Raw genomic sequence first — 25,881 nt, 5'->3', positions numbered from 1 at the left:
TTTTATCCGCCCGCCAGGAATGCGCCATGACCACCATCGCTCTCATCGACGATCACCTTATCGTCCGCTCCGGATTTGCCCAGCTTCTGAACCTCGAACCGGATTTTCAGGTCGTGGCCGAGTTTGGCTCCGGTCGTGAAGCGCTGGCGGGCCTGCCGGGGCGCGGGGTGCAGGTCTGTATTTGCGACATCTCGATGCCGGATCTCTCCGGGCTGGAGCTGTTAAGCCAGCTGCCGAAAGGGATGGCGACGATCATGCTGTCGGTACACGACAGCCCGGCGCTGGTCGAGCAGGCGCTCAACGCGGGCGCGCGCGGCTTTCTCTCCAAGCGCTGCAGCCCGGACGAGCTGATTGCCGCCGTGCGCACCGTCTCCACCGGCGGCTGCTATTTAACGCCGGATATCGCCATCAAGCTGGCGGCCGGACGCCAGGATCCGCTCACCAGACGCGAGCGCCAGGTTGCGGAAAAACTCGCGCAGGGCATGTCGGTAAAAGAGATTGCCGCCGAGCTGGATCTGTCCCCGAAAACCGTACACGTTCACCGCGCCAACCTGATGGAAAAACTCAACGTCAGCAACGACGTCGAGCTGGCGCGCCGCATGTTTGACAGCTGGCAATGAGTTCCGCTTTTTCACGGCTGATCGCCGTCGTCGCCAGCTTTTTTATCTTCTCCGCCGCCTGGTTTTGCCTGTGGAGCATCAGCCTGCACCTGGTGGAACGCCCGGAGCTGGCGGTGCTGCTGTTTCCCTTCGGGCTGCGTCTGGGCTTAATGCTCCAGTGTCCGCGCGCCTACTGGCCGGTTTTGCTCGGCGCTGAGTGGCTGATGCTGGTCTGGCTGGCGCAGGAGGTGGCCCTCGCGCACCTGCCCTTATTGATGACCGGAAGCCTGCTCACGCTTCTCCCGGTTACCCTCATCTCCCGCTACCGCCACCAGCGCGACTGGCGCACGCTGCTGCGTCAGGGGGCGGCGCTGATTGCCGCCGCGCTGCTGCAGTCGCTTCCGTGGGTCGGCGAGAAGGAGATGCTCAATGCCCTGCTGCTGACCCTCACCGGCGGCCTGACGCTGGCACCAACCTGCCTCGTGATCTGGCACTATCTCACCAGCACCGTCTGGCAGCCGCTCGGCCCGGCGCTGGTTTCCCAGCCGGTGAACTGGCGCGCCCGGCACCTCATCTGGTATCTGCTGCTGTTTGTGGTGAGCCTGTGGCTCCAGCTTGGCCTGCCCGCCGAGCTTTCACGCTTCACGCCGTTCTGCCTGGCGCTGCCGATTATCGCCCTGGCCTGGCACTACGGCTGGCAGGGGGCGCTGATCGCCACGCTGATGAACGCCATCGCACTGATCGCCAGCCAGACCTGGCACGATCATCCTGTTGATTTACTGCTTTCCCTGCTGGCTCAAAGCCTGACCGGGCTGCTGCTGGGAGCGGGCATTCAGCGCCTGCGCGAGCTGAACCAGTCCCTGCAAACCGAGCTGGCGCGCAACCGCCGTCTGGCGGAGCGTCTGCTGGAAACCGAAGAGAGCGTGCGGCAGGAGGTCGCCCGCGAGCTGCACGACGATATCGGCCAGACCATCACCGCCATTCGCACTCAGGCGGGCATTGTCCAGCGCCTGGCAGCGGAAAACGCGGGCGTGAAGCAGGGCGGGGCGCATATCGAACAGCTTTCGCTGGGCGTTTATGACTCCGTTCGTCGCCTGTTAGGACGACTGCGCCCGCGCCAGCTTGACGACCTGTCGCTGGAGCAGGCGGTGCGTTCCCTGATGCGCGAGATGGAGCTGGAAAGCCGCGGAATAGTAAGCCATCTCGACTGGCGCATTAACGAATCTACGCTCAGCGAAGGCCAGCGCGTGACGCTGTTCCGCGTCTGTCAGGAAGGGCTGAACAACATCGTCAAGCACGCCAGCGCCAGCGCGGTCACGATCCAGGGCTGGCAGCAGGACGACAGCCTGAAGCTGATAATTGAAGACGACGGCTGCGGCCTGCCGCCGGGCTCCGGCCAGCAGGGCTTTGGCCTGGCGGGCATGCGCGAGCGCGTGAAGGCGCTGGGCGGCACGCTGAACCTCTCCTGCACCCACGGGACGCGCGTCAGCGTCAGCCTGCCGCTACGGAGTTACCATGTTTAAAACCCCTGCCAGCGCCGCGCCGATTGGCGATAAATCGGAAATCGACGCCCGCTACCGCTACTGGCGTCGCCATATCCTGATGGCCATCTGGCTCGGCTACGCGCTGTTCTACTTCACCCGCAAAAGCTTCAACGCCGCCGCGCCGGAAATCCTCGCCAGCGGCGTGATGACTCGCACCGATATCGGCCTGCTGGCGACGCTGTTTTACATCACATACGGCCTGTCGAAGTTCTTCTCCGGCATCGTCAGCGACCGCTCCAACGCGCGCTATTTTATGGGCGTCGGGTTGATCGCCACCGGCGTGGTCAACATTCTGTTTGGCTTCTCCACCTCGCTGTGGGCCTTCGCCCTGCTGTGGGCGCTGAACGCCTTTTTCCAGGGCTGGGGCGCGCCGGTCTGCGCCCGCCTGCTCACCGCCTGGTATTCGCGCAACGAGCGCGGCGGCTGGTGGGCAATCTGGAACACCGCGCATAACGTCGGCGGGGCGCTGATCCCGATGGTGGTAGGTGCGGCGGCGCTGCACTACGGCTGGCGCGCGGGGATGATGATTGCCGGTGGCCTCGCCATTCTCGCCGGGCTGTTTCTCTGCTGGCGCCTGCGCGACCGGCCGCAAACCGTCGGCCTCCCTGCGGTGGGCGACTGGCGGCACGACGAGATGGAGATTGCCCAGCAGCAGGAGGGCGCGGGGCTGACCCGCAGGGAGATCCTCACCAAATACGTGCTGAAAAACCCGTACATCTGGCTGCTGTCGCTCTGCTACGTGCTGGTCTACGTGGTGCGCGCGGCGATCAACGACTGGGGCAACCTGTACATGTCCGAGACGCTCGGCGTGGATCTGGTGACCGCCAACTCGGCGGTGACGATGTTTGAGCTGGGCGGGTTTATCGGCGCGCTGGTGGCGGGCTGGGGCTCGGACAAGCTGTTCAACGGCAACCGTGGCCCGATGAACCTGATTTTCGCCGCCGGGATTTTGCTCTCTGTCGGCTCGCTGTGGCTGATGCCGTTCGCCAGCTACGTGATGCAGGCGGCGTGCTTCTTCACCACCGGCTTCTTCGTCTTTGGCCCGCAGATGCTGATCGGCATGGCGGCGGCGGAGTGTTCCCACAAAGAGGCGGCAGGCGCGGCGACGGGCTTTGTCGGGCTGTTTGCCTACCTCGGTGCATCGCTCTCCGGCTGGCCGCTGGCGCGGGTGATCGACGTCTGGCACTGGAGCGGTTTCTTCGCGGTGATCGCCATCGCGGCGGGGATCTCCGCGCTGCTGCTGCTTCCCTTCCTGCATGCGCAGGCGCCGCGCGAGGTGAGCGAAGCGTGATGCGTCTCACCTTTTCACCCCGAATGGCGTAAAACTAAGAAATTTTCCCGGTTTTACCTGGACGCTGTCTCAGGCATCTCTCCCGGCTGATTTTTACAATGCTGCAAAAATCAGCTCAGGAGTAACTCAGTCATGCTGGCCTTCTTAAATCAGGTGCGCAAGCCGACCCTGGATCTGCCGCTCGACGTGCGGCGCAAGATGTGGTTCAAACCGTTCATGCAGTCCTATCTGGTGGTCTTCATCGGCTACCTGACCATGTACCTGATCCGCAAAAACTTTAACATCGCGCAGAACGACATGATCTCAACCTACGGGCTGAGCATGACGCAGCTGGGGATGATTGGCCTGGGCTTCTCCATCACCTACGGCGTGGGTAAAACCGTTGTGTCCTACTACGCGGACGGCAAAAACACCAAGCAGTTCCTGCCGTTTATGCTGATCCTCTCCGCCATCTGTATGCTCGGCTTCAGCGCCAGCATGGGCGCGGGCTCAGTCAGCCTGTTCCTTATGATCGCCTTCTACGCCCTGAGCGGTTTCTTCCAGAGTACCGGCGGGTCGTGCAGCTACTCCACCATCACCAAATGGACGCCGCGCCGCAAGCGTGGTTCCTACCTCGGCATGTGGAACATCTCCCACAACCTCGGCGGGGCGGGTGCGGCTGGCGTGGCGCTGTTTGGCGCAAACTACCTGTTCGACGGCCACGTGATCGGCATGTTTATCTTCCCGTCGATTATCGCCCTGATTGTCGGCTTTATCGGCCTGCGCTACGGCAGCGACTCCCCGGAATCTTACGGCCTCGGCAAAGCCGAAGAGCTGTTCGGCGAGGAGATTAGCGAAGAGGACAAAGAGACCGAAGAAAACGAGATGTCCAAATGGCAGATCTTTGTTGAGTACGTGCTGAAAAACAAAGTGATCTGGCTGCTCTGCTTCTCAAACATCTTCCTGTACGTGGTGCGTATCGGCATCGACCAGTGGTCGACCGTGTATGCCTTCCAGGAGCTGAAGCTTTCTAAAGAAGTGGCGATTCAGGGCTTCACCCTGTTCGAAGTGGGCGCGCTGGTCGGCACGCTGCTGTGGGGCTGGCTCTCCGACCTCGCCAACGGTCGTCGCGCGCTGGTGGCCTGCGTCGCGCTGGCGCTGATTATCGCCACGCTCGGCGTCTACCAGCACGCCAGCAACCAGTACGTTTACCTGGCGTCCCTGTTCGCGCTCGGCTTCCTGGTGTTTGGTCCTCAGCTGCTGATCGGCGTAGCGGCAGTGGGCTTCGTCCCGAAAAAAGCGATCGGCGCCGCCGATGGGATTAAAGGCACCTTCGCCTACCTGATCGGCGACAGCTTCGCCAAGCTGGGCCTGGGGATGATCGCCGACGGCACGCCGATTTTCGGCCTCACCGGCTGGGCGGGCACCTTCGCGGCGCTGGATGCGGCGGCCATCGGCTGTATCGTCCTGATGGCGATGGTCGCGGTGCTGGAAGAACGTAAGATCCGCCGTGAGAATCGTGCGCAGAAATTAAAAACAGCCTGAGTGTGCAGGTAACTTCTTTGCCCGGTGTGTGATGCCGGGCTTTTTTATATTGACCCCGACGGGGTTAACTCCTCCTCTCCCAATTCTTCAACATCTTTTCCGTTCACTATTATGGCGCCACCCGCTGTCGAGGCGCTGCGTTTCCCGCTATGATGAGCGGCTATTCATAGGAGAACGCATGGTCTGGATAATGCTGGCAACGCTTGCAGTGGTGTTTGTGGTGGGATTTCGCGTCCTGACCTCAGATTCCCGCCGCGCCATCAAACGTTTAAGCGAGCGTCTGGGGATCACCCCGATGCCTGTTGAGTCGATGATCGATCAGTTCGGCAAAATGCCGGGCAATGAGTTTATCCGCTACCTTGAGCGCCCGGACGAAGCGCATCTGCAAAACGCCGCGCAGGTGCTACTGATATGGCAGGTCTGCATTGTCGACGGCAGTGAAGAGAATCTGCACACGTGGCACCGCCTGCTGCGTAAAGCCCGCCTGGCCGCGCCGATTACCGATGCGCAAATTCGTCTGGCGCTCGGTTTTATGCGCGAGATGGAGCCCGATCCGCAGGAGCTTAACGCCTTCCAGCTGCGCTACAACCAGCTCTTCCTGCCGGAAGAGGGCGTGTTTTACCTGCACTGATCCCCTCTAAAAATCACAAAAGTTGTCTAAACGTTAAATTCGTCACACTTTTGATGATAAACTGCGCGACTTTTCCGCACGTTTTTATCTTCAGGTGACGCCATGACAGAACATATCCAGCCCACGACCAGACCGCAGACCAACGAGGTTTCACGCCCCAACTGGTCGGCCGTTTTCGCCGTGGCATTCTGCGTCGCCTGCCTGATTACCGTTGAGTTTCTGCCGGTGAGCCTGCTGACGCCGATGGCGCAGGATCTGGGCATTTCCGAAGGCGTGGCGGGGCAGTCCGTTACCGTCACCGCGTTTGTGGCGATGTTCGCCAGCCTGTTTATCACCCAGGTGATTGGCACTATCGACCGTCGCAGGGTGGTCATCCTGTTCAGCGTGCTGCTGACGCTCTCCTGCCTGCTGGTCTCCTTTGCTGAAAGCTTCACCCTGCTGCTGCTGGGGCGCGCCTGTTTGGGGCTGGGGTTAGGCGGTTTCTGGGCGATGTCGGCCTCGCTCACCATGCGCCTGGTGCCCGCGCGGACGGTGCCAAAAGCGCTTTCCGTTATCTTCGGTGCGGTCTCTATCGCGCTGGTGATTGCCGCGCCGCTCGGCAGCTTCCTCGGCGGGATTATCGGCTGGCGTAACGTCTTCAACGCGGCGGCGGTGATGGGCCTGCTCTGCATCATTTGGGTGTGGAAAGCGCTACCGTCGCTGCCGGGCGAAGCGGCGCACCACAAACAGAACATGTTCGCGCTGCTGAAGCGCCCCGGCGTGCTGGCGGGGATGACCGCCATCTTTATGTCCTTTGCCGGGCAGTTTGCCTTCTTTACCTACATCCGCCCGGTGTTTATGACCATGGCGGGCTTTGACGTGGACGGCCTGACGCTGGTGCTGCTGAGCTTCGGTATCGCCAGCTTTGTCGGCACCTCGCTGTCGTCTCAGTTCCTGAAACGCTCCCTGAAGGTGGCGCTGGCGGGTGCGCCGCTGGTGCTGGCGGCGAGCGCGGCGGTGCTGGTGCTGTGGGGCAGCGATAAGTGGGTGGCGTCTGCCATCGCGATTATCTGGGGCTTTGCCTTTGCGCTGGTGCCGGTGGGCTGGTCGACGTGGATCACCCGCTCGCTTGCCGATCAGGCTGAAAAAGCCGGGTCGATTCAGGTGGCGGTGATCCAGCTGGCGAATACCTGCGGCGCGGCCATTGGCGGCGTGGCGCTCGACCATCTGGGGCTGACCTCACCGCTGGTGATTTCCGGCACGCTGATGCTGCTGACCGCGCTGCTGGTGGCGGGGAAGGTTAAGGCGAAGTAGTGCTTTTCTCCCTCTCCCCATCAGGGAGAGGGGACTGCTCGGTGCTGTCTTTTCACCCTCGCCCCTTTGGGGAGAGGGCTGGGGTGAGGGGACATCAGGCTACGCCGATGTCTGAACCCGTCTTCTCGAATCCATCGAAATCAGCACCACCGACGACACGATCAATAGCGTCCCCAGCCAGTCCGGCAGGGTGAACGCCACGCCCAGTAAAATCACCGACAGCAACGCGCTGCTCAGCGGCTCGGCGCAGCTCAGAATGCTTGCCTTCGGCCCGCCGATCGTCTGTGCGCCTTTCAGATACAGGCTGAACGTCAGCGCCGTACCAATCACCACCAGATAGAAAAACGCCAGCAGCAGGCTGCCGTCAATCACAAAGGTCGTCCCGCGCCCGGCGTAGAACGGCGTCAACATCAATCCGGCAATCAACATACTCCAGCCGACAATTGGCAATGTGCCGTAGCGGGCGATCAGCGTTGACGGATAGGTGGTGTAAAACGCCGCGGCAAACGCCGAGGCGATACCGAAGAACAACGCGGCAGGCGAGATGGAGAGCGAGGTCGGGTCGCCGTGGGTGACCAGCAGGAACGTCCCGACAAGCGAGGTCACAATCGCGGATAAAACAAACACGCCAGGGCGCTTTTTCCGCGCCAGCGCGAACCACGCCACGATAATGGTTGGTGACAGAAACTGCAGAACGGTAGCGGTCGCGGCGTTGGATTTTTCAATCGTTAGCAGGAAGGTGAGCTGCACGGTGAGCGCGCCGACCAGCGAGAAAAACAGCAGGCTGAGGGCGTCTTTGCGGTGTTTGATGACCGAGAAAATCTTGTCGCCGTGAACGAAGGAGAGCGTCAGGAGGATCACGCCGGTAAACAGCAGGCGAACCATGGTCAGGTATGGCGAAGAAATGTGGCTTTTCTCCATGATGTACTGCGCGCAAACGCCGGAACTGCCCCATAAAACGGCGGCGATCAGGACGTTTAGCATCCCTTTACGTGTGGAACCCATGTTCTCCCCTGCGATGTTGTCGTTAATTCGGTCAACAGCATAGCATGGTTGTGTGTGGCCTGATGCCCTCACCCCGGCACTCTCCCACGGGGAGAGGGAGCAAACACTAAAAACGGCAACTCTCGTTGCCGTTTTGCTTCTACCTTGCTTAGAACCACGCCTCCCACATCGCGCCGACGTTGAAGTCGTCGAGCGTTTCGTCTTTGGTGTTGTTCACGCGCGCGGTGCGTTCGTTATCCACTTTGCCGCCGGTCACGTAGAAGCGCAGCATCGGGCGGAACTCCGGCCCCATGGCGATAGACATATTCTGCGACAGGGTCAGCTTCCAGCCCTTGTTGTCACCGCCGTTGTCGTAGTCAACGTGCTGCCAGCCTGCTTCCAGCCAGGTGGAGTGAACGTCGTTCCACCAGTGCATCGGACGCACGATGGCGTTGTAGTTCTTGCGGTTGTCGGTCTTATCGCGGCTGTTGTCGTAGTCGTGGAAGGCGAGGATGTACTCCACCTGCGTGGCCTGGGTGAATTTGTACAGCCCTTCGAAGCTGGCGTAGACCGTGGTCAGATCCTCGGTTTTGTTGAACACGCTGTTGTCCGCGTTATCGGAGTAGCGGGCGATCACCTTATTCACGCCGCTGTCGTTGGTGTGGCTAAGCACCACGCCGCCCTGCCACGCGTTCAGACGCTCGTCGCTCTCCACCGCTTTGGAGTCAAAGCCGTAGTTAGCGTACAGCTCCATGTCGATCGGGCCGAGCTTCATGCCGTGGATTTTTGAGGTCGCGGCGTAGTTGCCTTTGTCGCCCGTGCCGGAACCGCCGGTACAGGTGATGCGCGACGGGTTGGCTTCATCTTCCATCACTTCCGGGCTACAGGATTCCACCGCCGCGACGGCGGCCACGTCGAACTGCACGCCGCCGATGTCGAAGTTCTTCACCCCGGCGCCCTGGCCGTCGTGGTTCATCCAGAAGTAATCGTTGATGCCCTGCTGTGGACGCTGGTGGAAGTCACGACCGGCCCAGAAATAGGCGTTCGGGTTGGAGGCCATAATGTTGGTCACCCCCGCGTAGGCTTTTTTCAGGTTAACTTCGTCGCCCCAGTGGTCGATCATCACGTTGATGTCCCAGATGGCGCCGTTTTCACCCTTAAAGGCCTTGGAGAGCTGGAATTCCCCGCCGTTGCCTTCGTTGCCCAGACGACCAATGGCGGACGCGCCGTTGTAGGAGCCGTCCACCGCGACGTATTTCTGATCGGCGGCCTGGAAGTGCGCCCCGTAGCGGGCGTAGCCGGTAAATTTAATCCCGAACGGGATCGCCATATCCGGAGATTGCGCCGCGCTTTGCGGCTCGGTCACCACGTCCGCTTTTTTCGCGACCGCCGCATCCATTTTAGCCTGACGTTCGGCGAGGGCTTTATCCACCGCTTTTGCCACAATGGCGTCGATTTGCTCCTGGGTGAATTCCTGCGCGAGCACGGAAATTGGGCAAAGCGCGGCGATAACCGCCATGGTTAATGGAAGTTTTTTAATCGTATTCATGGTTATCTCAATATAGTTTAATTTTATTCAGACAATAACCATCCCGCTCCGATCTGACAGAGTATGTCGCTATCATCAGAACAAGTGGATCTCTATTTAGGGTACAGAGGTATTACAGTAATTATTTCGCCATAGACTATCTCTGATATAAATGAATAATTTCTTCGGATAATTCACGCGCTAATAAGGAATTCATTAAATGATCCTGCGCGTGCACCATAATTAACGTCATCGGCTGGCGGCCTTCGCCCGCATCCTGCTCGATCAGTTTGGTCTGCATCTTGTGCGCCTGGCGCGCGTAGCCGTCGGCTTCGCGCAGCAGGCTTTTGGCTTCGTCAATGTTGCCCTGGCGCGCCGCGTGCAGTGCTTCAAAGCACAGGCTGCGGGACTGTCCGGCATTGACGATAATTTCCATTACGGCTTCTTCTAATGCGATCATCATCATTACTCTTTATCAAAACTATTATTTAACGCGGTGGCGGCAAACCACTCTCCGCTTTTCTTAATGGTGCGTTTCTGCGTCTCTAAATCGAGCTGGATAAATCCGTAGCGATTTTTATACGCGTTGCACCACGACCAGTTATCAATAAACGTCCACATATGATAGCCAAGACAATTGCACCCTTCGCTAATACCCTTATGCAGCCAGGCTAAATGTTCGGAAATAAACTCGATGCGGTATTGATCGTTAATCTGGCCGTTTTCAATAAAGCGCTGTTCGTTTTCGACGCCCATGCCGTTTTCAGAAATAAAGCAGCGAGGGTTGCCGTAATTGTCGCGCAGGTTGACCAGAATATCGTAAATACCCGGCTCGTAGATTTCCCAGCCGCGGTACGGGTTCATCTTGCGGCCCGGCATCTCGTAGCTATCAAAGAACCACTCCGGCATAAACGGCGCCTGCGGGTTCACCGCGCTGTCGCGACACTTCACGCGACGCGGCTGATAGTAGTTCACGCCGAGCAGGTCGATTTTCCCTTCCGCAATCAGGAAACCGTCTTCCGGTTTACAGGCGGGTAATTGATCGCAGGATTTCAGCAGCGCCACCAGGTCCGCCGGGTATTCGCCGCGCAGGACCGGGTCGAGGAAGCTGCGGTTAAACATCAGGTCCGCGATGTGCGCCGCCTTCACGTCCGCCGGGTTCTGCGAGCGCGGGTATGAGGGCGTCAGGTTCAGCACGATGCCAATCTCCCCCGCGTAATGCCCGGCGCGGTAGACCTGCACCGCTTTCGCATGGGCCAGTACGGTGTGATACGCCACGGTTGCCGCCCGACGAAAATCCACCACGTTGGGGTAGTGGAAGTCGTACAGATAACCGCCTTCCACCGGCACGATCGGCTCGTTGAAGGTAAACCAGTGCAGCACGCGATCGCCGAACAGCTCAAAGCAAATCTGCGCATAGCGGGCGTAGGCGTCCACCACGTCGCGGTTTTCCCAGCCGCCGATCTCCTGCATCGCCATCGGCATGTCGAAATGGAACAGGGTCATAAACGGCGTGATGCCCTGTTCATTCAGCTCATCAATGACCTGATTGTAAAAATCGACCGCTTCCGGGTTCACTTCACCGATACCGTCGGGGATCAGGCGCGCCCAGCTAATCGAGGTGCGAAAGCTGTTGTGGTTCAGCTGCTTTAACAGCTGAATGTCCGTTTTCCAGTGCTGATAGAACGTGGAGGTCTGCTGCGGCCCCACGCCGTTGTGAAAACGGTTCGGCTCGCGGGCAAACCAGTAATCCCATGTGGTTTCGCCCTCTCTTGCCCCTTCGGTCTGGAGAGCGGAGCTTGCGCTGCCCCACCAGAAGTTATCGGGAAATGCGTATTTCATGACTCTTCCTCTTTGACTTAATTGCTGGCGGTCTCGGCGGCGCCGACGGTTGCCTGGGCCTTCTGCTCTTCGTTTTTGATGAGCGTACGCTCATAGGCGCGCAGGAACGGCAGGTACATCAGCGCGGACATCACCATACAGACCAGGCACATCACCACCGGGCTCAGTGCCCAGTTCGCTGCCCACGAAGCGCCAATCGGTGCAGGGGTGGTCCACGGGGTTAACGAGACGACCTGCGCCAGCCAGCCGAGCTTGGTTGCCGCGTACGCCAGGCAGGCGTTGACCAGCGGAACGAACACGAACGGGATAAACAGCATCGGGTTCATGATGATCGGCGCGCCGAACAGGATCGGTTCGTTGATGTTAAAGAAGCTCGGCACCACGCCCATTTTGCCGATGGTACGCAGGTGAGTAACGCGGCTGCGCAGCAGCAGGAACGCCAGCGGCAGCGTGGAGCCTACGCCGCCAATCAGCAGGTAGTGATCCCAGAAGCCCTGAAGATAAACGTGCGGCAGCGCCGCGCCGGCCGCCAGCGCCGCCTGGTTTGCGGATAGGTTCGCCATCCAGAACGGGTTCATGATGCCGGTGACGATCAGCGAGCCGTGAATACCGGCGAACCAGAAGATCTGGCACAGCAGCACGGAGAGCAGAATGGCGGGCAGGGAGTCAGACGCGGACACCAGCGGCTCCAGCAGGTGCATGATCGCCTGCGGGATGATCATTCCGGTCTGCGCTTCGATGAACAGGTTCAGCGGGTGCAGCGTACCGATCACCACCATCACCGGGATCAGGATCTCAAACGAGCGCGCCACACCGGTTGGGACTTCCTTCGGCAGGCGAATGGTCACGTTGTTCTGCTTCAGCCACGCGTAGACGCGGGTAGCGTAAATGGCGGTGATCAGCGCGGTGAAGATGCCCTGGCCGGAGAGATACTGGGTCGAGATCTTGCCGTCGGCATACGGCGCGGCGACCAGCAGGAAGGCCATAAAGGCCAGCAGGCCGGACATCACCGGGTCGAGGTTGAACTGACGCCCCAGGCTCGCGCCAATCCCCACCGAGATGAAAAAGGTCATCACGCCCATGCTGAGGTTAAACGGCAGCATCAGCTGTTCGCGATAGGTCTGGGAGAAATCCAGCCAGCCGCGGGCGAAGCTGTTAGTGGTATCCGCCGAGAACGGCGGGAAGATGAACACCAGCATAAACGAGCCGATGATCATAAACGGCAGCGCGGCGGTAAAGCCGTCGCGGATGGCAATCACATACTTTTGCTGACCCAGCTTCGCGGCCAGCGGGGTAATTGACTGCTCAATCACTGCGACCATGGATTGATATAACGAACTCATGTGAACACCTTTTAGTGTGCCGCTTCGATGAGCGACAGAGCATAGTCCAGTACTTTATCGCCACGCTGCATGCCGTAGTCCATCATATCGATGGGCTGCACCGGAATGCCTTTCGTAGCCGCCTTGTCTGAGAGTGTCTGTAACATGTATTTCACTTGCGGTCCGAGAAGGACAACCTGGTATTGCGGAAACTGCGTATCAAATTCGGAAACACCGTACGCATCGATCTTCACCGGCAAACCACGTTCTTTCGCGACATCGATCATTTTGCTGACCAGCAGGCTGGTGGACATCCCGGCAGAGCAGCACAGCATAATCTTGAACATCGACAACCATCCTCTAAATGTAAAAAGTTATTGCGAGGATGATTGGACATTATACGGAAACCGGTTTCCATTCATAAAAGACAGAAGTGTGATACCCATCAAGATCCCTTACTTATGAGGCTAATTAACCGGATGTGGGTCACATAATTTGGCTGTTTTGACATCATTTTGAGTGGAAACGGAAAATCGGTTTCCATGGAAAACGGAAACGGATATACTCCGTTCTGGCTATAATGTGAGCCGAAGCGGTCATGGAATTTGCAGGCGCGTGGTAAGCCTGCCAGGGGAAAGAGATGTCGACAATCAATGATGTATCACGTCTTGCCGGGGTGTCTAAAGCCACGGTATCGCGAGTGTTGAGCGGGTCGCGTGGCGTTAAGGAAGCCAGCCGTCAGGCCGTATTAAAGGCGGTGGATGAGCTGAACTACCGACCTAACGTGATTGCCCAGTCGCTGCTGAGCCAGTCGACGGGCTGTATCGGGGTGATTTGCGCGCAGGAAAACATTAACCAGACCACCGGTTATCTCTACGCGCTGGAAAAACAGCTCAGCCAGCATCAAAAACATCTCCTGCTGCGCTTCGCGCACAGCAAAGCGGAAGTGATGCACGCCCTTGAAGAACTCTCCTGCGGGCTTTGCGATGACATCCTGGTGATTGGCGCCCGTTTCCCGCTGGACGTGGAAATGGAAAACGTCATTCTGGTGGACTGTATGGAGACTGATAATTCCAACAGCATCCAGTTCGATCACGCCTTTGCCGCCGAGACCGCCTGTAACTACCTCACCAGCCAGGGGCGTCGCCAGATTGCGCTGATCCACCCCCACGGCAGCGGTTTTGCCGATCAGGTGCTGCTCGGCTACAAGCACGCGCTGGAGAAAAATTTCCTGCCCTTTAATCGCAGCCTGGTCTTTATGGACGCGACCTCCTCGTCCGTTGCGCTACAGGAGCTGCTTAATAACGCCAGTACTCTGAACTTCAACGCGCTGCTGGTGGCGGATGAGCAGGAAGCCCAGCGGGTGATCCCGCAGCTGCAGGCGTTTAACAAATCGGTGCCGGACGACATCATGGTCTTTAGCCTGGCCGGATCGCTGCACCTGCCGGGTATTCCGGTGATCCCGGCGATTGAATATTCCATGGACGCGATGGCGGCGCGGATTGTGAGCTGGCTGACGGAGAAAACGCAGATGCTCGGGTCCTATGTTCTGCGCGGGGATTTGATTATTCCGGACATGCGGAAGCGTTAAAAATGTTTTCCAGGCCGGGTAAGCGCAGCGCCACCCGGCGGGAACTCAATAATCTTCCATACAATCCACTTGACCAATCGCCCCCCAGTAGGCATCCAGGTTGTCGCGCTTAACGGCGGTGATGGCATTTTTGATCAGCAACTGATTGGCCTCGGACGACAAAATCATCTCCTGCCAGGCTTTATCGCTCTGCTTTTTCTGTGGCGTACAGGTTTTCTTAATATCTTTAAGGACCTGCTGCTTTATTTGCGCCTCTTTCGCGGGGTCATCCTTTTCCTGAGCATGGACAAACGCGGCGAAGAGCAGACAAACCAGCAGGCAGACCAGGTGCGCAGCTTTCATCAACAACCCCCTTTTAGAAGTCACATGCTTCCCATGAAATATATCGTTACATTCAGTGTAGCGACGCCAGCCGAAAGTATGAATTTTCTCTTCACCGCCTGTCATGAACTTCCCGGCAAGCGCTACTGAATACCGCCCCCCAGCGACTGCCACAGCGTGATGCGGTTTTCCAGGTCGGTTTGCTGCAGCGCAATCAGCGATTCCTGCGCCGACCACAGCGACCGCTGCGCGGTCAGAACCGTCAGATAATCCCCCGCGCCCGCCCTGTAGCTGCGCGTCGCCACGTCCAGCGTTTTTTGCTCCGCCGCCACGTATTCGCGCTGGGCGTCGAGCTGCTCGCCCAGCGTTTCACGTCGCGCCAGCGCGTCGGCCACGTCCTTAAACGCGCTCTGGATGGCTTTCTCATAGGTGGCGATCAGCCCCTTCTTCTCCGCTTCCGCGTAGCGCAGCTGTGCCAGGTTGTTCCCGCCGCTAAACAGCGGCAGGGTGATGGACGGCGCGAACGACCAGACCTTCATCCCGTGGCTGAACAGGGAGGAGAGCGAATCGCTGCCGACGCCCGCGCTGGCGGTGAGTGAAATGGTCGGAAAGAAGTTGGCGCGCGCCGCACCGATATTGGCGTTGGCGCTCAGCAGGTTATGCTCGGCCTCCTGAATGTCCGGACGACGCAGCAGCGCGCTGGAGCTGACGCCCGCCGGGATCAGCGTGATGGCGTTATCGCTCAGGCTCTCCAGCGTGCCGGGCAGCAGGTTGTCCGGCACCGTATCGCCCGCCAGCAGATTAAGGGCATTTTTGTCCTGCATCACCTGCGTCCGGTAGCTCGCCACGCTGGCGCGCGCCTGCTGATACACCGCCATCGCTTCGCTGACGTCCGTGGCGGCCGCCACTCCAACGTCCTGCTGGCGCTTCACAATCTTCAGCGAGTTTGCCGCGCTCTCCATCGTGGATTTCGCCAGCGCCAGGTTGCTGTTATCCGCCGCCAGCGTCACCCAGGCCGTGGTCAGCTCGCTGACCATCGTCAGGCGCGTGTTCTGCGCGGTGAACTCGCTGGCAAGCCAGGTTTCACGCGCGGCGCGGGAAAGGCTCTGGTTGCGGCCAAACAGATCCAGCTCGAAGCTGGAGACCGCGCCGTTGGCTTCGTCGCTTTTCGCGACGCCGCTTGCCAGCGTGCGGCTGCGGGTGTGGCTCAGATCGGCGTCCACCGTCGGGAACAGGGACGAGCGCGTTTCACCGTACTGGGCGCGGGCGGCGTCGATATCCGCAATCGCTTTTTGCACGTCGCGGTTGCCGTTAAGCGCCATCGTCACCACGCTTTTCAGCCGCGCGTCGTTCATTACCTGCTGCCACTGGCTCACCACGGCGGTGGCTTCGCCGTGCGCGCCGGGCAAGGTTGCCGGGATGGGGGCGTCCGGGCGTTGATACGTTGGGTCTAACGACACACAGCCTGCGCTCAGCAGGGCTAACGCTAAAACAGATACACGAAACATTATGACCTCCGGTTCGCGTGTTTACCGGAGAACAGACGTTTCACCAGTACAAAGAATAAGGGAACGAAGAAGATCGCCAGCAGCGTCGCGGCCAGCGTCCCGCCGATAATGCCGGTACCGATCGCCACGCGGCTGTTGGCCCCTGCGCCGGTTGCCACGGCCAGCGGCGTAACCCCTGCGATAAACGCCAGCGAGGTCATGATGATCGGACGCAGGCGCGTCTGGGCGGCACGCAGTGCGGCGCGCGTCAGAGAGTACCCTTCAGCGACTTTGGCTTCGGCGAATTCCACAATCAGAATGGCGTTCTTCGACGACAGGCCGATAGTGGTGAGCAGCGCCACCTGGAAATAGACGTCGTTGTTCAGGCCGCGCAGGGAGGCGGCGACGGCCGCGCCCAGCACGCCAAGCGGGATCACCAGGATGACCGAAATCGGCACCGACCAGCTCTCATACAGCGCCGCCAGGCACAGGAACACGACCAGGATCGAGAGGGCATAGAGGCTCATCGCCTGACCGCTCGCCAGTTTTTCCTGCAACGACAAACCGCTCCACGCCCAGGTGCTGCCGGACGGCAGGCTGTTTGCCAGCTGCTCCATTTTGCTCATCGCCGTGCCGGAGCTCGCGCCGCTGGCGTTTTCGCCCTGAATCTCATACGCCGCCGAGCCGTTGTAGCGCACCAGGCTTTCCGGGCCATACTCCCAGCGGGTGGTGGCGAAGGCGGAGAACGGCGTCATGGTGCTGTCGCTGCCGCGCACAAACCATTTGTTGAGATCCGACGGTACGGCGCGGGTGTCGCTGTCGCCCTGGATGTAGACCTTTTTCACGCGGCCGCGGTCGATAAAATCGTTCACGTAGGTCCCGCCCCAGGCGCTGGAGAGGGTGTTGGTAACGTCGCTCAGGGACAGCCCCAGCGAAACGGCCTTGTTGTTGTCGATATCGACCTGAAGCTGCGGCATCTGCGGCAGATCGTTGGCGCGCACGGCGTGCAGCGAGCTGTCCTGGTTGGCTTCACCAATCAGCTGGTTACGCAGCTTCAGCAGCGCGTCGCGGTCGGTGCCGCCGCTAGCCATCAGCTCAAAGGTAAAGCCGTTGCTCTGGCCCAGGCCGTCCACCGCGGGCGGCGTCATGGCAAAGATGGTCGCATCGCGGATGGTGCTCAGCTCCTGCGTGGCGCGCAGGGCGATGGCCTGCGCGGTGTTTGCATCACCTTTACGTTCGGACCAGTTTTTCAGGGAGACAAACGCCATCCCGGCGTTCTGGCCGCTGCCGCTGAAGCTGAAGCCTTCAATGGTGAAGATCACGTTGGTATTGGCTTTTTCTTTGGTGAGGAACCACTCGCGCACCTGGCGGCTGACTTCGGCGGTACGTACCGTCGTCGCGCCGGCGGGCAGGGTGTACTGCACCATGATTTCGCCCTGATCTTCCGTGGGCAAGAAGCTGCCCGGCAGCTTAAGCATGGCGAAGCCCATCGCGCCGCAGAGCAGGGCATAGATAACCAGCATGCCGCCGGAGCGGCGCAGGGCGCGCAGGACCTTGTTCTGATAGCCGCGCTCGGTCCTGCTGTAGAAGCGGTTAAACGCACCGAAGAAGCCCTTTTTGTGCGGCGCCGTGTGGCTCAGAATCGAGCCGCAGAGCGCGGGCGTCAGGGTCAACGCCACCACCACGGAGAGGAACATCGCTGAAATGATGGTGACCGAGAACTGACGGTAAATCACCCCGGTGGAGCCGCCGAAGAAGGCCATCGGCAGGAATACCGCAGAGAGCACCAGCGCAATGGCGACCAGCGCGCCGGAGATTTCGCCCATCGATTTCTCCGTAGCTTCCCGGGCGGGCAGGCCTTCGTCACGCATAATACGCTCGACGTTTTCCACCACCACGATCGCGTCATCCACCAAAAGCCCTATCGCCAGCACCATCGCAAACAGCGTCAGAGTGTTGATGGAGTAGCCGAACAGCGCCAGCACGCCGAAGGTGCCCAGCAGAACGACAGGCACCGCCAGCGCCGGGATCAGCGTCGCGCGGATGTTTTGCAGGAACAGGTACATCACCACCACCACGAGGATAATGGCTTCGAACAGGGTCTGAATCACGTCCTCAACGGAGATCTTGATGAACTCGGTGCTGTCTTTCGGGTAGGCCACGTCGTAGCCTTCCGGCATCGACTTTTTGAACTCGGCGATCTTGTCTTTTACCGCCGTCGCAGTGTTGAGCGCGTTCGCACCCGGTGAGAGCATGACCGCCATACCCGCCGCCGGGTGGCCGTTAAGCTTCGCGGTGGCGGTGTAATCTTCGCTGCCCATCTCCACGCGGGCGACGTCGCTGATGCGCACCACCGCGCCGCTGGACTGGCTCTTCACGATGATATTTTTAAACTGATCGACCGTCTGCAGGCGCGACTGGGCGCGGACGGTGGCGGTCAGCTGCTGGGCGTTCGACGAAGGCAACGCGCCGATTTTACCGGCGGAAACCTGCACGTTCTGGGCTTCAATCGCGCTCTGCACGTCGGACGGCATCAGCGAGTAGGACGCCAGCTTTGCCGGGTCGAGCCAGATGCGCATGGCGTATTCCGCCCCGAACACCTGCAGGCTGCCGACGCCCTCCACGCGCGCCAGCGGGTCCTGCATATTGCTCACCAGCCAGTCGGCGATATCCGAGCTGCTGGCGGCGTCGGTTTTGTCGTACACGCCCATGATCAGCAGGAAGTTGCTCTGCGATTTCTCGACTGTAATACCGGACTGCTGCACCTCGGTCGGCAGGCGCGATTCCGCCTGCTGAACCTTGTTCTGCACCTGTACCTGCGCGGTGTCCGGGTCGGTTCCCTGCTCGAAGGTGACGTTAATACTCACCGACCCGTCCGAGCTGCTGGTGGAGGTGAAGTAGAGCAGGTTATCCAGCCCGGTGAGCTGCTGCTCGATCACCTGCGTCACGCTGTTTTCCAGCGTCTGCGCGGAGGCGCCGGTGTAGGTGGCCGAGATTTTGATCGACGGCGGAGCAACGTCCGGATATTGCGCGACCGGCAGCGTGCGGATCGCCAGCATCCCGGCGAGCATGATGAGAATGGCGATAACCCAGGCAAAGACCGGGCGACGCACGAAGAAGCGGGAAAACATCAGGCGTTTCCTCCGCTGGCTTTCATCTCTTCCGCTTTCACTTCCTGCCCGGCGGCCACTTTGTCGGTGCCTTCCACAATCAGCTTATCGCCCGCCTTGAGGCCACTCAGCACCAGCCATTTGTCGCCGTAGGTGTCGCCCGTCTCCAGCTGACGCTGCTCAACCTTGTTGCTGGCATTGACCACCAGCGCGGTGGCGGTGCCTTTGGCGTCGCGGGTGATGCCCTGCTGCGGTGCCAGGATCGCGTCGTTCATGATGCCTTCATCCACCCTGGCGCGGACGAACATCCCCGGCAGGAGCTGATGCTGCGGGTTCGGGAAGACGGCGCGCAGCGTGACCGAGCCGGTTGATTCATCCACCGCCACTTCGGTTAACGCCAGGCGGCCTTTCTCGCTGTAGGTGCTGCCGTCTTCGAGAATTAAGGACACGCTTAGCGTATCGCTATTGGTGGCGAGAGTTTGCCTGCGTAAACGCAGCAGATCGGCGCTGGAACGCGTGAGATCGACGTACATGCTGTCCAGTCCGCGAACGGTGGCGAGCGCGGTATCCTGCTGGGCGGTCACCAGCGCGCCGGGCGTGACGGAGGAGATGCCGATGCGTCCGGCAATCGGCGCGGTCACGGTGGTCCAGTTAAGGTTAATGCGCGCGCTCTCCTGCGCGGCCTTCTTTGACTCGACGCTGGCCTTGTCCTGCGCGCAGGTGGACTTCGCGTCCTCTGCGTCCTGACGCGACACGCCGTCGTCTTTCACCAGCTGCGCATAGCGCTGGGCCTTCTGGCAGTCGGCTGCAACCAGCGCCTGCGCCTGCTTCAGCGCCGCGGCGGCTTCATCAAACGCCGCGCGGTAGCTGGAAGGGTCAATTTGATACAGCGGCTGCCCGGCCTTGACCGTATCGCCTTCGGTGAACAGGCGCTTCTGGATAATGCCGCCCACCTGCGGGCGCACTTCGGCGCTCATGGCTGCGGCGGTGCGGCCGGTCAGTTCGCTGACGACGGAAACAGGCTGGCTCATGAGAGTGACAATCCCCACTTCCGGAAGAGGACGCTGGGGAGCAGATGTTTGCGCATTATCGCACCCGGTCAGGAGAAATAATGCCGCGATGGAGGTTGTTATGTTTTTCATAATCTTTTTCCAGGGTGAACGACGCCTGCCCCGTTAATGGCTTAACAGGGAGGAGGGCTATTTAAAGGCACAGCGATACCGCATCTCTGGCAGAGCCAGAAATGTAAAAAAGGGGAATTACTTATTCCCGCTAATTATTCATATGCGATTACTTCGCAGAGAAAAGCATATTTAAAATATCCTGATAAAGGGGTTCTAATTGTTCTGACGGGACTTTTAACGGCGTGAGTCGTCGATAAATCGTCCCCTCAATCATCACGGCGGTAATCTCCACGCAGCAGCGAATATGCTCGTCGCTCAGGTGGGGAAACTGCTTTTTCAGGTGCTCGCAGGCGTTGGCGAACATGCGCGATTCGGCTTCGATCAGCAGCGTCGCCACCTGCGGATTACGCGTGGCCTCCGCGGACATTTCCAGCATCAGCGCATCGTCATCTTCGTTGAGGGTCTGTCGCCAGGCGAGTGCCTGCGGCATCCCTTCTACCAGGGTTTTACCCTGCATCTCCTCGATGCGCGAGTCGATGATGCGGCGGATCATCTCTTCGATAATCGCGTCTTTGTTGCTGAAATAACGGTAAATTTGCCCGACGCTGAGCTTCGCTTCGCTGGCTATCTGCGACATGCTGGCGGCGTGAAATCCGCTGGCGCGAAAGCAGCGGCGAGCGGCGGTGATGATTTCGTCCTGACGTTGTTTTTGTCGTTCTTCCAGTTTCGTACTCATCGTCGGCTACCGTGTAAAAGTGAGAATGATCGTTCTCAGTATACGTTTTGGGTGCGTATTGGAAAGGCCTTTTTTATTTAGATATTGAGGGAATGTTTCCGTATTTAAAAAATGGAGGGAATGAGGAGTTTTTGTGGAGGTTAAGCTGTGAGATATTCAGATTGCATAGAAAATAAGGAGAGAAAAATGCACCTGAGCATAACAAATAATGTAACGCCCGCTGAAAAAGAAGAGTTATTTGTGGGGTTAAGAGCCTATAACGGGCAATTTTTGGATATGGCGACCTTTAGCGGCGACATTGGCGTTTACGTACGAGACGATAAAGGCGTCATGCTCGGCGGGCTAATTGGGGTGCGTAAAGGCGACTGGCTGAATATCGACTATCTCTGGGTCAGCGAGACCGTGCGCGGATCCGGCGTTGGCAGCAAGCTCATCAAAACGGCCGAAGAGGAAGCCAGACGCAAAGGCTGCAAGCACGCGCTGGTCGATACCGCCAGCTTCCAGGCGCGCCCGTTCTATGAAAAACAGGGGTACCGGCTGCAGATGTCGCTACAGGATTACCCGTATGAGGGCATGCAGCGGCATTATCTGGCGAAAGCGCTTTAAGCTCGGAATCTGTTGGCCGGGTAAGCGCAGCTCCACCCGGCAATACCCGCATATAACTTATCCTTCTTATTGATTCTTTTTCGGTTTTTATTTCACCGCCTCGTTGTCGATATAGTCACTACAACATTTAGCAAAAGGAACTGTCTTGTGAAACGTCGATTGGGTGCTCTGGTTCTCGCGGGCCTGCTGCTGGCAGGGTGCGATCAAAGTGGCAGCGATGCCAAACACATTAAAGTGGGCGTCATCAACGGCGCTGAACAGGACGTAGCGGAAGTTGCCAAAAAGGTGGCAAAAGAGAAATATGGCCTGGACGTGGAGCTGGTGGGCTTCAGCGGCTCGTTGTTGCCTAACGATGCCACCAACCAGGGGGAACTGGATGCTAACGTCTTCCAGCATCGCCCGTTCCTCGCTGAGGATAACAAGGCGCATAACTACAAGCTGGTGGCCGTGGCGAACACCTTTGTTTTTCCGATGGCCGGCTATTCCCGCAAAATCAAATCCGTCTCTGACCTGAAGGACGGGGCAACCATTGCCATTCCAAACGACCCGACCAACCTTGGCCGCGCGCTGTTGCTGTTGCAAAAGGAGAAGCTCATTACCCTGAAGCCGGACACCGGGCTGCTGCCCACGGCGCTGGATATTACCGCCAACCCTAAACAGCTGAAAATTATGGAGCTGGAAGGGGCACAGCTGCCGCGCGTGCTGGACGACCCGAAAGTGGATGTCGCCATCATCAGCACTACCTATATTCAGCAAACAGGGCTGTCGCCGGTGCATGACAGCGTCTTTATTGAGGATAAAAACTCGCCGTACGTGAACATTGTGGTGACGCGCGAAGACAACAAAGACGCGGAGAACGTGAAGGAATTTATCCAGTCGTATCAATCGCCTGAGGTAGCGAAAGCGGCGGAGACGATCTTTAACGGCGGGGCGGTGCCGGGCTGGTAAACGATCTGACGGAAAACGGGTTGCTTAACTTGGCCCGATTCCATCGGTAATCGCCCTTTAACCCACAGCGTCAATTGTGACGGCTGGCTATCCTCCTTATCACACCAACCGGAGGATAGCCCATGAACATTACCCACATTCGCAACGCCACCCAGCTGATTACCTACGCTGGTAAACGTCTTTTAATCGACCCGATGCTGGCCCCGAAGGGGGCTTATCCGGGCTTTCCCGGTACGGCGTATGCCGAACGCCGTAACCCGACTGTCGAACTCCCCTTTGACGTTAACACGCTGCTGGATGCCGACGCGGTGATCGTCACCCATACCCATGACGATCACTGGGATCGCGCCGCGGCGGAGCTGATCGCCAAAGACAAACCGATCTACGTGCAAAACGATCGTGACGCCGCGCTGCTGCGAAGCCAGGGATTCAGCAACCTGACGGTCATGACCGACGCGACCTTCTTCGGCGATATTCAGATTACGAAAACCCACGGCGGGCAGCACGGCACCGATCGCGCTTACGCCGTGCCGGAGCTGGCGGAGCGGCTGGGCGAGGCCTGCGGCGTGGTGCTGCGTCATCCCGATGAGAAGACGCTTTATCTTGCCGGGGATACCATCTGGCGTGACGAAGTGGCGGCCGACCTGCAAAAGCACCAGCCGGACGTGGTGGTGCTGAACGCGGGCTATGCCCACGTCGTTGGTTTTGGGCCCATTATTATGGGGCAGGAGGATGTGCTCAACGTTCATTTCCTGCTGCCGCAGGCAAACATTGTGGCGATCCATATGGAGGCGATTAACCACTGCCTGTTGACCCGCAGCGCGCTGCGTGAGTACGTTGAAGCCAATCAGGTGAGTGACGCGGTGAGCATTCCCCAGGATGGCGAAACCGTTATATTCTGAGTGCGTTAAAGGGAAAGGAGAGACAGATGTCGCTAATCAACGTCGCGATTGTCGCGGTAGACGGGTTCAGCCCGTTCCACTACTCCGTTCCCTGCATTCTGTTTGGCGATTCGGTCTCCGGCGAAAAGCGCTTTAACGTGACGATCTGCGCCGAAACGCCGGGTTTTCTCACCTCAAAAGACGGATTTGCCCTCAACGCCACGCAGGATTACACCGCCATTAGCCAGGCCGATATTGTTGTAGTTCCCTACTGGCAGCACGTCCTTGAACGACCGCCCCAGACGCTGCTCGACAGCCTGGTGCAGGCGAGAGACAACGGCGCGGAAATCGTCGGGCTGTGTCTGGGGTCGTTTGTGCTGGCCTGGGCGGGGCTCCTCGACGGCAAACGTGCAGCCACCCACTGGGAGTTCGAGCATCAGTTCCAGTCGCTTTTCCCGTACGTTCAGCTGGATATTAATGCCCTTTACGTGGATGACGGCAATATCATCACCTCTGCTGGAACGGCGGCTGCGCTGGACTGCTGCCTGTATATCATTCGCCAGCGCTTTGGCAGCGTGGTTGCCAACCAGATTGCCCGTCGGATGATTGTTCCGCCCTACCGCGAAGGCGGGCAGGCGCAGTTCATCGCCCAGCCGGTACCCAAAGATACCCGCGACGGACGTATTAACTGTCTGATCGATTATCTTCAGCAGCACATCACCGAACCGCATAGCCTGGACTCGCTGGCAGAGGTGGTTTCGATGAGCCGCCGCACCCTGACCCGCCATTTTATTAAAGCCACGGGAATGAGCGTCTCCGACTGGCTGACCGCCGAACGCCTGCGGCGCAGCCAGATCCTGCTTGAAGCCGGAAATATGCCGATTGAGCGCGTGGCCGAGCTGGTGGGATTTAATTCCGCCGTCACCTGGCGACAGCAGTTTAAGGCGCGTTTTGGGGTCAGTCCGGCGGAGTGGCGAAAGACGTTTCGCATTCAGCCGTCTTCAGAAAATGATAATTCTGTTGCGCTGGAGTGAAAAGCCGTGGGCGGCATCAATTTGTTGAGGTTACGAACGTCCCTGACGAGCGAGTCTTAAATCCCGTAATCTTTTGTTTTTTTACTTTAGCCGCCAGTGTCTTTTTAGCGTGATCCTGATTTTTGCTGTTTAATGCTGATGCATCAGAATGGTTACAAGACGCCTCTCTTCCGGTTAAGATATTCCACGTTACTTTCCAGAGAAAAGGTAGTGGCATGAACAATATTGAAACGCAGTTACTAGAATCAGGTTTCACCGTAAAAGAATTAGCGTATCTGAACCGGAACATTAGCCGTTATGGTTCATCCTTGCTCGAGGTAGTACTTGAGTTAGGTAAGCGATTTATCATGGTTCTGTTTCTTACTGCGGTTGTGGCTTTGATTTTTCTGGCGCTTCTTTTTTTCGCTGAGCATTACAATATTGTTTCCGGGGGCATTTCTCTTTTCATCGTGTTGGTGATTGTCTGGTTTTTTCAACCCCCGGTCATTACCTACAAAGCCTGGCGCTACAGAAAGAAATACATTAGTTCTGGCCAGACGCATTAGAAATTAAATCAAACGAGACTTTTGCAGACACACCCCAGCCGACAATTTTCATAGTGAGCGCTGCGCGATTCATTCCGTCGACCTTGCGGTAGAAATCCAGCGGGAGATAGCGAAACAGACGCCATGATTCGGGTTTTCGGATGGCGCCAAATACCGTATAGACGCTTGCGGCCAGGCTTACGCTGTTAAATACTCCCAGTGCTGATTCACGTTTAAATCCCATAAACTGAGCGATATCCATGACGCCATCTGCCAGCATTCCTTCGGAATTTGGTTGATGTTGAAGCGTTCTGTTAATTTCTTTTGAAATGGCATTTGCACCATCCATAACCAGAATCGCTCCTGCAAGCGCACCCACTGGGTTCATTGTCATCATTGCACCTACACCTGCAACAATCTGTAATCCTGAAAGCACCACCTTAATCGACGAGATAACATAACCGACGACTTTGTTATTTTCTTTAACCAGTTCAATCTGAGCAAAAAGCTGAGCTGTACGTGAGCGAAGCATTCTGCTTTGATCAAGAAGACTTTCGTTCTCTGTCCGGATGTTTTTCAGGCATTCCATGCACTCCTCATGACTTCTGGCCGCCCGGGTAGCGCTAAATTGTTGCATCACAAACTGCCGAATATCATCCATAAACTTAATCCGTGCGAGTCCGTCGCTGAGATGTTGCCCTCCGACAATATTCGCAGTATTGATAAGCTTCCGGGCTTCAAGATTTATCATTGTTTCAGCCCATGCACGGGCGTTTTGACCAGGGAAAAGTGCAATATCCATTTAAATTTTCTCATCTGATAACCAATATTTACAGATTATCCTTCCAGCAGAAACTGGCAACAATAAATTGGGGCATGTATCGCGAGCCAGCAAGCGCCAAAGGCATATCCCGGCGAAAATCATTTTCGTCGTTGGTGGCTACCGAAAGAATAGTCATTG

Annotated in this window: 24 protein-coding genes; 12 read left to right on the top strand and 12 right to left on the bottom strand. The window is 58.3% G+C overall.

Annotated elements, in window-relative coordinates:
* Positions 1 to 26: 26 nt before the first annotated feature.
* The 6 genes from uhpA (at position 27) to nepI (ending at position 6,882) form a co-directional block, all read left to right on the top strand.
* Entirely contained in the window at positions 27 to 620 is a 594-nt protein-coding gene (gene uhpA, locus ADJ24_RS06660; protein WP_022646555.1) for a transcriptional regulator UhpA, read from the top strand.
* The gene (gene uhpB / locus ADJ24_RS06655) at positions 617 to 2,122 is read left to right on the top strand and encodes a signal transduction histidine-protein kinase/phosphatase UhpB (protein ID WP_048702289.1); all 1,506 of its coding nucleotides are present in this window, start codon (positions 617 to 619) and stop codon (positions 2,120 to 2,122) included. The genes uhpA and uhpB overlap by 4 nt, the downstream gene beginning before the upstream one ends.
* A complete protein-coding gene (locus tag ADJ24_RS06650; protein WP_023309833.1) occupies positions 2,115 to 3,434 on the top strand; it encodes an MFS transporter in 1,320 nt (439 codons plus the stop codon). The genes uhpB and ADJ24_RS06650 overlap by 8 nt, the downstream gene beginning before the upstream one ends.
* 132 nt (positions 3,435 to 3,566) lie before the next feature.
* Entirely contained in the window at positions 3,567 to 4,958 is a 1,392-nt protein-coding gene (gene uhpT, locus ADJ24_RS06645) for a hexose-6-phosphate:phosphate antiporter (RefSeq protein WP_023309834.1), read from the top strand.
* Positions 4,959 to 5,136: 178 nt separating this feature from the next.
* Complete coding sequence (locus ADJ24_RS06640; RefSeq protein WP_023309835.1) at positions 5,137 to 5,589, top strand: DUF1198 domain-containing protein; 453 nt, start codon at positions 5,137 to 5,139, stop codon at positions 5,587 to 5,589.
* A 102-nt stretch (positions 5,590 to 5,691) separates the two neighbouring features.
* Positions 5,692 to 6,882, top strand: coding sequence for a purine ribonucleoside efflux pump NepI (gene nepI, locus ADJ24_RS06635; protein ID WP_048702288.1), 1,191 nt, complete (start codon positions 5,692 to 5,694; stop codon positions 6,880 to 6,882).
* Between the two features lie 99 nt (positions 6,883 to 6,981).
* Here the strand turns inward: nepI and ADJ24_RS06630 are convergent, their stop codons facing one another.
* The 6 genes from ADJ24_RS06630 to ADJ24_RS06605 all read right to left on the bottom strand — a co-directional run bounded on the left by ADJ24_RS06630 (position 6,982) and on the right by ADJ24_RS06605 (position 12,905).
* The gene (locus ADJ24_RS06630; protein ID WP_023309837.1) at positions 6,982 to 7,887 is read right to left on the bottom strand and encodes a DMT family transporter; all 906 of its coding nucleotides are present in this window, start codon (positions 7,885 to 7,887) and stop codon (positions 6,982 to 6,984) included.
* Positions 7,888 to 8,035: 148 nt separating this feature from the next.
* The gene (locus ADJ24_RS06625) at positions 8,036 to 9,415 is read right to left on the bottom strand and encodes a carbohydrate porin (protein ID WP_023309838.1); all 1,380 of its coding nucleotides are present in this window, start codon (positions 9,413 to 9,415) and stop codon (positions 8,036 to 8,038) included.
* Between the two features lie 136 nt (positions 9,416 to 9,551).
* Positions 9,552 to 9,854, bottom strand: a complete 303-nt coding sequence (locus ADJ24_RS06620; protein ID WP_029741865.1) for a PTS lactose/cellobiose transporter subunit IIA — start codon at positions 9,852 to 9,854, stop codon at positions 9,552 to 9,554.
* Between the two features lie 5 nt (positions 9,855 to 9,859).
* Positions 9,860 to 11,236, bottom strand: a complete 1,377-nt coding sequence (locus ADJ24_RS06615; RefSeq protein WP_023309839.1) for a glycoside hydrolase family 1 protein — start codon at positions 11,234 to 11,236, stop codon at positions 9,860 to 9,862.
* Positions 11,237 to 11,253: 17 nt separating this feature from the next.
* The gene (locus ADJ24_RS06610) at positions 11,254 to 12,579 is read right to left on the bottom strand and encodes a PTS sugar transporter subunit IIC (RefSeq protein ID WP_023309840.1); all 1,326 of its coding nucleotides are present in this window, start codon (positions 12,577 to 12,579) and stop codon (positions 11,254 to 11,256) included.
* 11 nt (positions 12,580 to 12,590) lie between these two features.
* Positions 12,591 to 12,905: a PTS sugar transporter subunit IIB gene (locus ADJ24_RS06605; protein WP_023309841.1), complete on the bottom strand. Its 315-nt coding sequence runs from the start codon at positions 12,903 to 12,905 to the stop codon at positions 12,591 to 12,593.
* 293 nt (positions 12,906 to 13,198) lie between these two features.
* Between ADJ24_RS06605 and ADJ24_RS06600 the strand changes: the two genes are divergently transcribed.
* Positions 13,199 to 14,149, top strand: coding sequence for a LacI family DNA-binding transcriptional regulator (locus ADJ24_RS06600; RefSeq protein WP_023309842.1), 951 nt, complete (start codon positions 13,199 to 13,201; stop codon positions 14,147 to 14,149).
* A 45-nt stretch (positions 14,150 to 14,194) separates the two neighbouring features.
* On the opposite strand, the gene ADJ24_RS06595 is transcribed toward ADJ24_RS06600, so the two are convergent.
* The 5 genes from ADJ24_RS06595 to ADJ24_RS06575 all read right to left on the bottom strand — a co-directional run bounded on the left by ADJ24_RS06595 (position 14,195) and on the right by ADJ24_RS06575 (position 20,927).
* Positions 14,195 to 14,491 (bottom strand): YicS family protein, encoded by a 297-nt coding sequence (locus ADJ24_RS06595; RefSeq protein WP_023309843.1) that lies wholly within the window; start codon positions 14,489 to 14,491, stop codon positions 14,195 to 14,197.
* A 122-nt stretch (positions 14,492 to 14,613) separates the two neighbouring features.
* Positions 14,614 to 15,978 carry an efflux transporter outer membrane subunit gene (locus ADJ24_RS06590; protein ID WP_023309844.1) on the bottom strand — a complete coding sequence of 455 codons (1,365 nt, stop codon included), beginning with the start codon at positions 15,976 to 15,978 and terminating at the stop codon, positions 14,614 to 14,616.
* Positions 15,978 to 19,088, bottom strand: a complete 3,111-nt coding sequence (locus ADJ24_RS06585; RefSeq protein ID WP_023309845.1) for an efflux RND transporter permease subunit — start codon at positions 19,086 to 19,088, stop codon at positions 15,978 to 15,980. Before ADJ24_RS06585 ends, ADJ24_RS06590 begins: the two co-directional genes overlap by 1 nt.
* Positions 19,088 to 20,209 (bottom strand): efflux RND transporter periplasmic adaptor subunit, encoded by a 1,122-nt coding sequence (locus tag ADJ24_RS06580; protein ID WP_023309846.1) that lies wholly within the window; start codon positions 20,207 to 20,209, stop codon positions 19,088 to 19,090. Before ADJ24_RS06580 ends, ADJ24_RS06585 begins: the two co-directional genes overlap by 1 nt.
* Positions 20,210 to 20,357: 148 nt before the next feature.
* Positions 20,358 to 20,927, bottom strand: a complete 570-nt coding sequence (locus ADJ24_RS06575; protein ID WP_023309847.1) for a TetR/AcrR family transcriptional regulator — start codon at positions 20,925 to 20,927, stop codon at positions 20,358 to 20,360.
* Between the two features lie 186 nt (positions 20,928 to 21,113).
* Between ADJ24_RS06575 and ADJ24_RS06570 the strand changes: the two genes are divergently transcribed.
* From ADJ24_RS06570 to ADJ24_RS06550, 5 genes are all read left to right on the top strand, one after another.
* Positions 21,114 to 21,533, top strand: coding sequence for a GNAT family N-acetyltransferase (locus ADJ24_RS06570; RefSeq protein WP_023309848.1), 420 nt, complete (start codon positions 21,114 to 21,116; stop codon positions 21,531 to 21,533).
* A gap of 147 nt (positions 21,534 to 21,680) precedes the next feature.
* Positions 21,681 to 22,481 (top strand): lipoprotein NlpA, encoded by an 801-nt coding sequence (nlpA, locus tag ADJ24_RS06565; protein ID WP_023309849.1) that lies wholly within the window; start codon positions 21,681 to 21,683, stop codon positions 22,479 to 22,481.
* 122 nt (positions 22,482 to 22,603) lie between these two features.
* Positions 22,604 to 23,383 carry an MBL fold metallo-hydrolase gene (locus tag ADJ24_RS06560; protein ID WP_023309850.1) on the top strand — a complete coding sequence of 260 codons (780 nt, stop codon included), beginning with the start codon at positions 22,604 to 22,606 and terminating at the stop codon, positions 23,381 to 23,383.
* 26 nt (positions 23,384 to 23,409) lie between these two features.
* Complete coding sequence (locus ADJ24_RS06555) at positions 23,410 to 24,396, top strand: GlxA family transcriptional regulator (protein ID WP_023309851.1); 987 nt, start codon at positions 23,410 to 23,412, stop codon at positions 24,394 to 24,396.
* 215 nt (positions 24,397 to 24,611) lie between these two features.
* Positions 24,612 to 24,941 carry a hypothetical protein gene (locus ADJ24_RS06550; protein ID WP_023309852.1) on the top strand — a complete coding sequence of 110 codons (330 nt, stop codon included), beginning with the start codon at positions 24,612 to 24,614 and terminating at the stop codon, positions 24,939 to 24,941.
* Here the strand turns inward: ADJ24_RS06550 and ADJ24_RS06545 are convergent.
* Positions 24,919 to 25,722, bottom strand: a complete 804-nt coding sequence (locus ADJ24_RS06545) for a DUF4225 domain-containing protein (protein ID WP_023309853.1) — start codon at positions 25,720 to 25,722, stop codon at positions 24,919 to 24,921. The two genes, ADJ24_RS06550 and ADJ24_RS06545, sit on opposite strands and share 23 nt — an antisense overlap.
* Between the last annotated feature and the right edge of the window lie 159 nt (positions 25,723 to 25,881).

The sequence above is a fragment of the Enterobacter sp. 940_PEND genome (genome assembly GCF_001059415.1).
Taxonomy (GTDB): Bacteria; Pseudomonadota; Gammaproteobacteria; order Enterobacterales; family Enterobacteriaceae; genus Enterobacter; species Enterobacter cloacae_M.
This window is presented reverse-complemented; position numbering and strand designations above follow the sequence as displayed.

Coding starts and splice junctions, on each gene's coding strand:
- uhpB (WP_048702289.1), top strand. CDS start 617: ATGAGTTCCGCTTTTTCACGGCTGATCGCCGTCGTCGCCAGCTTTTTT.
- ADJ24_RS06615 (WP_023309839.1), bottom strand. CDS start 11,236: ATGAAATACGCATTTCCCGATAACTTCTGGTGGGGCAGCGCAAGCTCC.
- ADJ24_RS06580 (WP_023309846.1), bottom strand. CDS start 20,209: ATGAAAAACATAACAACCTCCATCGCGGCATTATTTCTCCTGACCGGG.
- ADJ24_RS06570 (WP_023309848.1), top strand. CDS start 21,114: ATGCACCTGAGCATAACAAATAATGTAACGCCCGCTGAAAAAGAAGAG.
- ADJ24_RS06575 (WP_023309847.1), bottom strand. CDS start 20,927: ATGAGTACGAAACTGGAAGAACGACAAAAACAACGTCAGGACGAAATC.
- ADJ24_RS06620 (WP_029741865.1), bottom strand. CDS start 9,854: ATGATCGCATTAGAAGAAGCCGTAATGGAAATTATCGTCAATGCCGGA.
- ADJ24_RS06590 (WP_023309844.1), bottom strand. CDS start 15,978: ATGTTTCGTGTATCTGTTTTAGCGTTAGCCCTGCTGAGCGCAGGCTGT.
- ADJ24_RS06605 (WP_023309841.1), bottom strand. CDS start 12,905: ATGTTCAAGATTATGCTGTGCTGCTCTGCCGGGATGTCCACCAGCCTG.
- ADJ24_RS06585 (WP_023309845.1), bottom strand. CDS start 19,088: ATGTTTTCCCGCTTCTTCGTGCGTCGCCCGGTCTTTGCCTGGGTTATC.
- ADJ24_RS06550 (WP_023309852.1), top strand. CDS start 24,612: ATGAACAATATTGAAACGCAGTTACTAGAATCAGGTTTCACCGTAAAA.
- ADJ24_RS06650 (WP_023309833.1), top strand. CDS start 2,115: ATGTTTAAAACCCCTGCCAGCGCCGCGCCGATTGGCGATAAATCGGAA.
- ADJ24_RS06595 (WP_023309843.1), bottom strand. CDS start 14,491: ATGAAAGCTGCGCACCTGGTCTGCCTGCTGGTTTGTCTGCTCTTCGCC.
- ADJ24_RS06555 (WP_023309851.1), top strand. CDS start 23,410: ATGTCGCTAATCAACGTCGCGATTGTCGCGGTAGACGGGTTCAGCCCG.
- ADJ24_RS06625 (WP_023309838.1), bottom strand. CDS start 9,415: ATGAATACGATTAAAAAACTTCCATTAACCATGGCGGTTATCGCCGCG.
- ADJ24_RS06610 (WP_023309840.1), bottom strand. CDS start 12,579: ATGAGTTCGTTATATCAATCCATGGTCGCAGTGATTGAGCAGTCAATT.
- ADJ24_RS06560 (WP_023309850.1), top strand. CDS start 22,604: ATGAACATTACCCACATTCGCAACGCCACCCAGCTGATTACCTACGCT.
- ADJ24_RS06545 (WP_023309853.1), bottom strand. CDS start 25,722: ATGGATATTGCACTTTTCCCTGGTCAAAACGCCCGTGCATGGGCTGAA.
- nepI (WP_048702288.1), top strand. CDS start 5,692: ATGACAGAACATATCCAGCCCACGACCAGACCGCAGACCAACGAGGTT.
- ADJ24_RS06630 (WP_023309837.1), bottom strand. CDS start 7,887: ATGGGTTCCACACGTAAAGGGATGCTAAACGTCCTGATCGCCGCCGTT.
- ADJ24_RS06600 (WP_023309842.1), top strand. CDS start 13,199: ATGTCGACAATCAATGATGTATCACGTCTTGCCGGGGTGTCTAAAGCC.
- uhpT (WP_023309834.1), top strand. CDS start 3,567: ATGCTGGCCTTCTTAAATCAGGTGCGCAAGCCGACCCTGGATCTGCCG.
- ADJ24_RS06640 (WP_023309835.1), top strand. CDS start 5,137: ATGGTCTGGATAATGCTGGCAACGCTTGCAGTGGTGTTTGTGGTGGGA.
- uhpA (WP_022646555.1), top strand. CDS start 27: ATGACCACCATCGCTCTCATCGACGATCACCTTATCGTCCGCTCCGGA.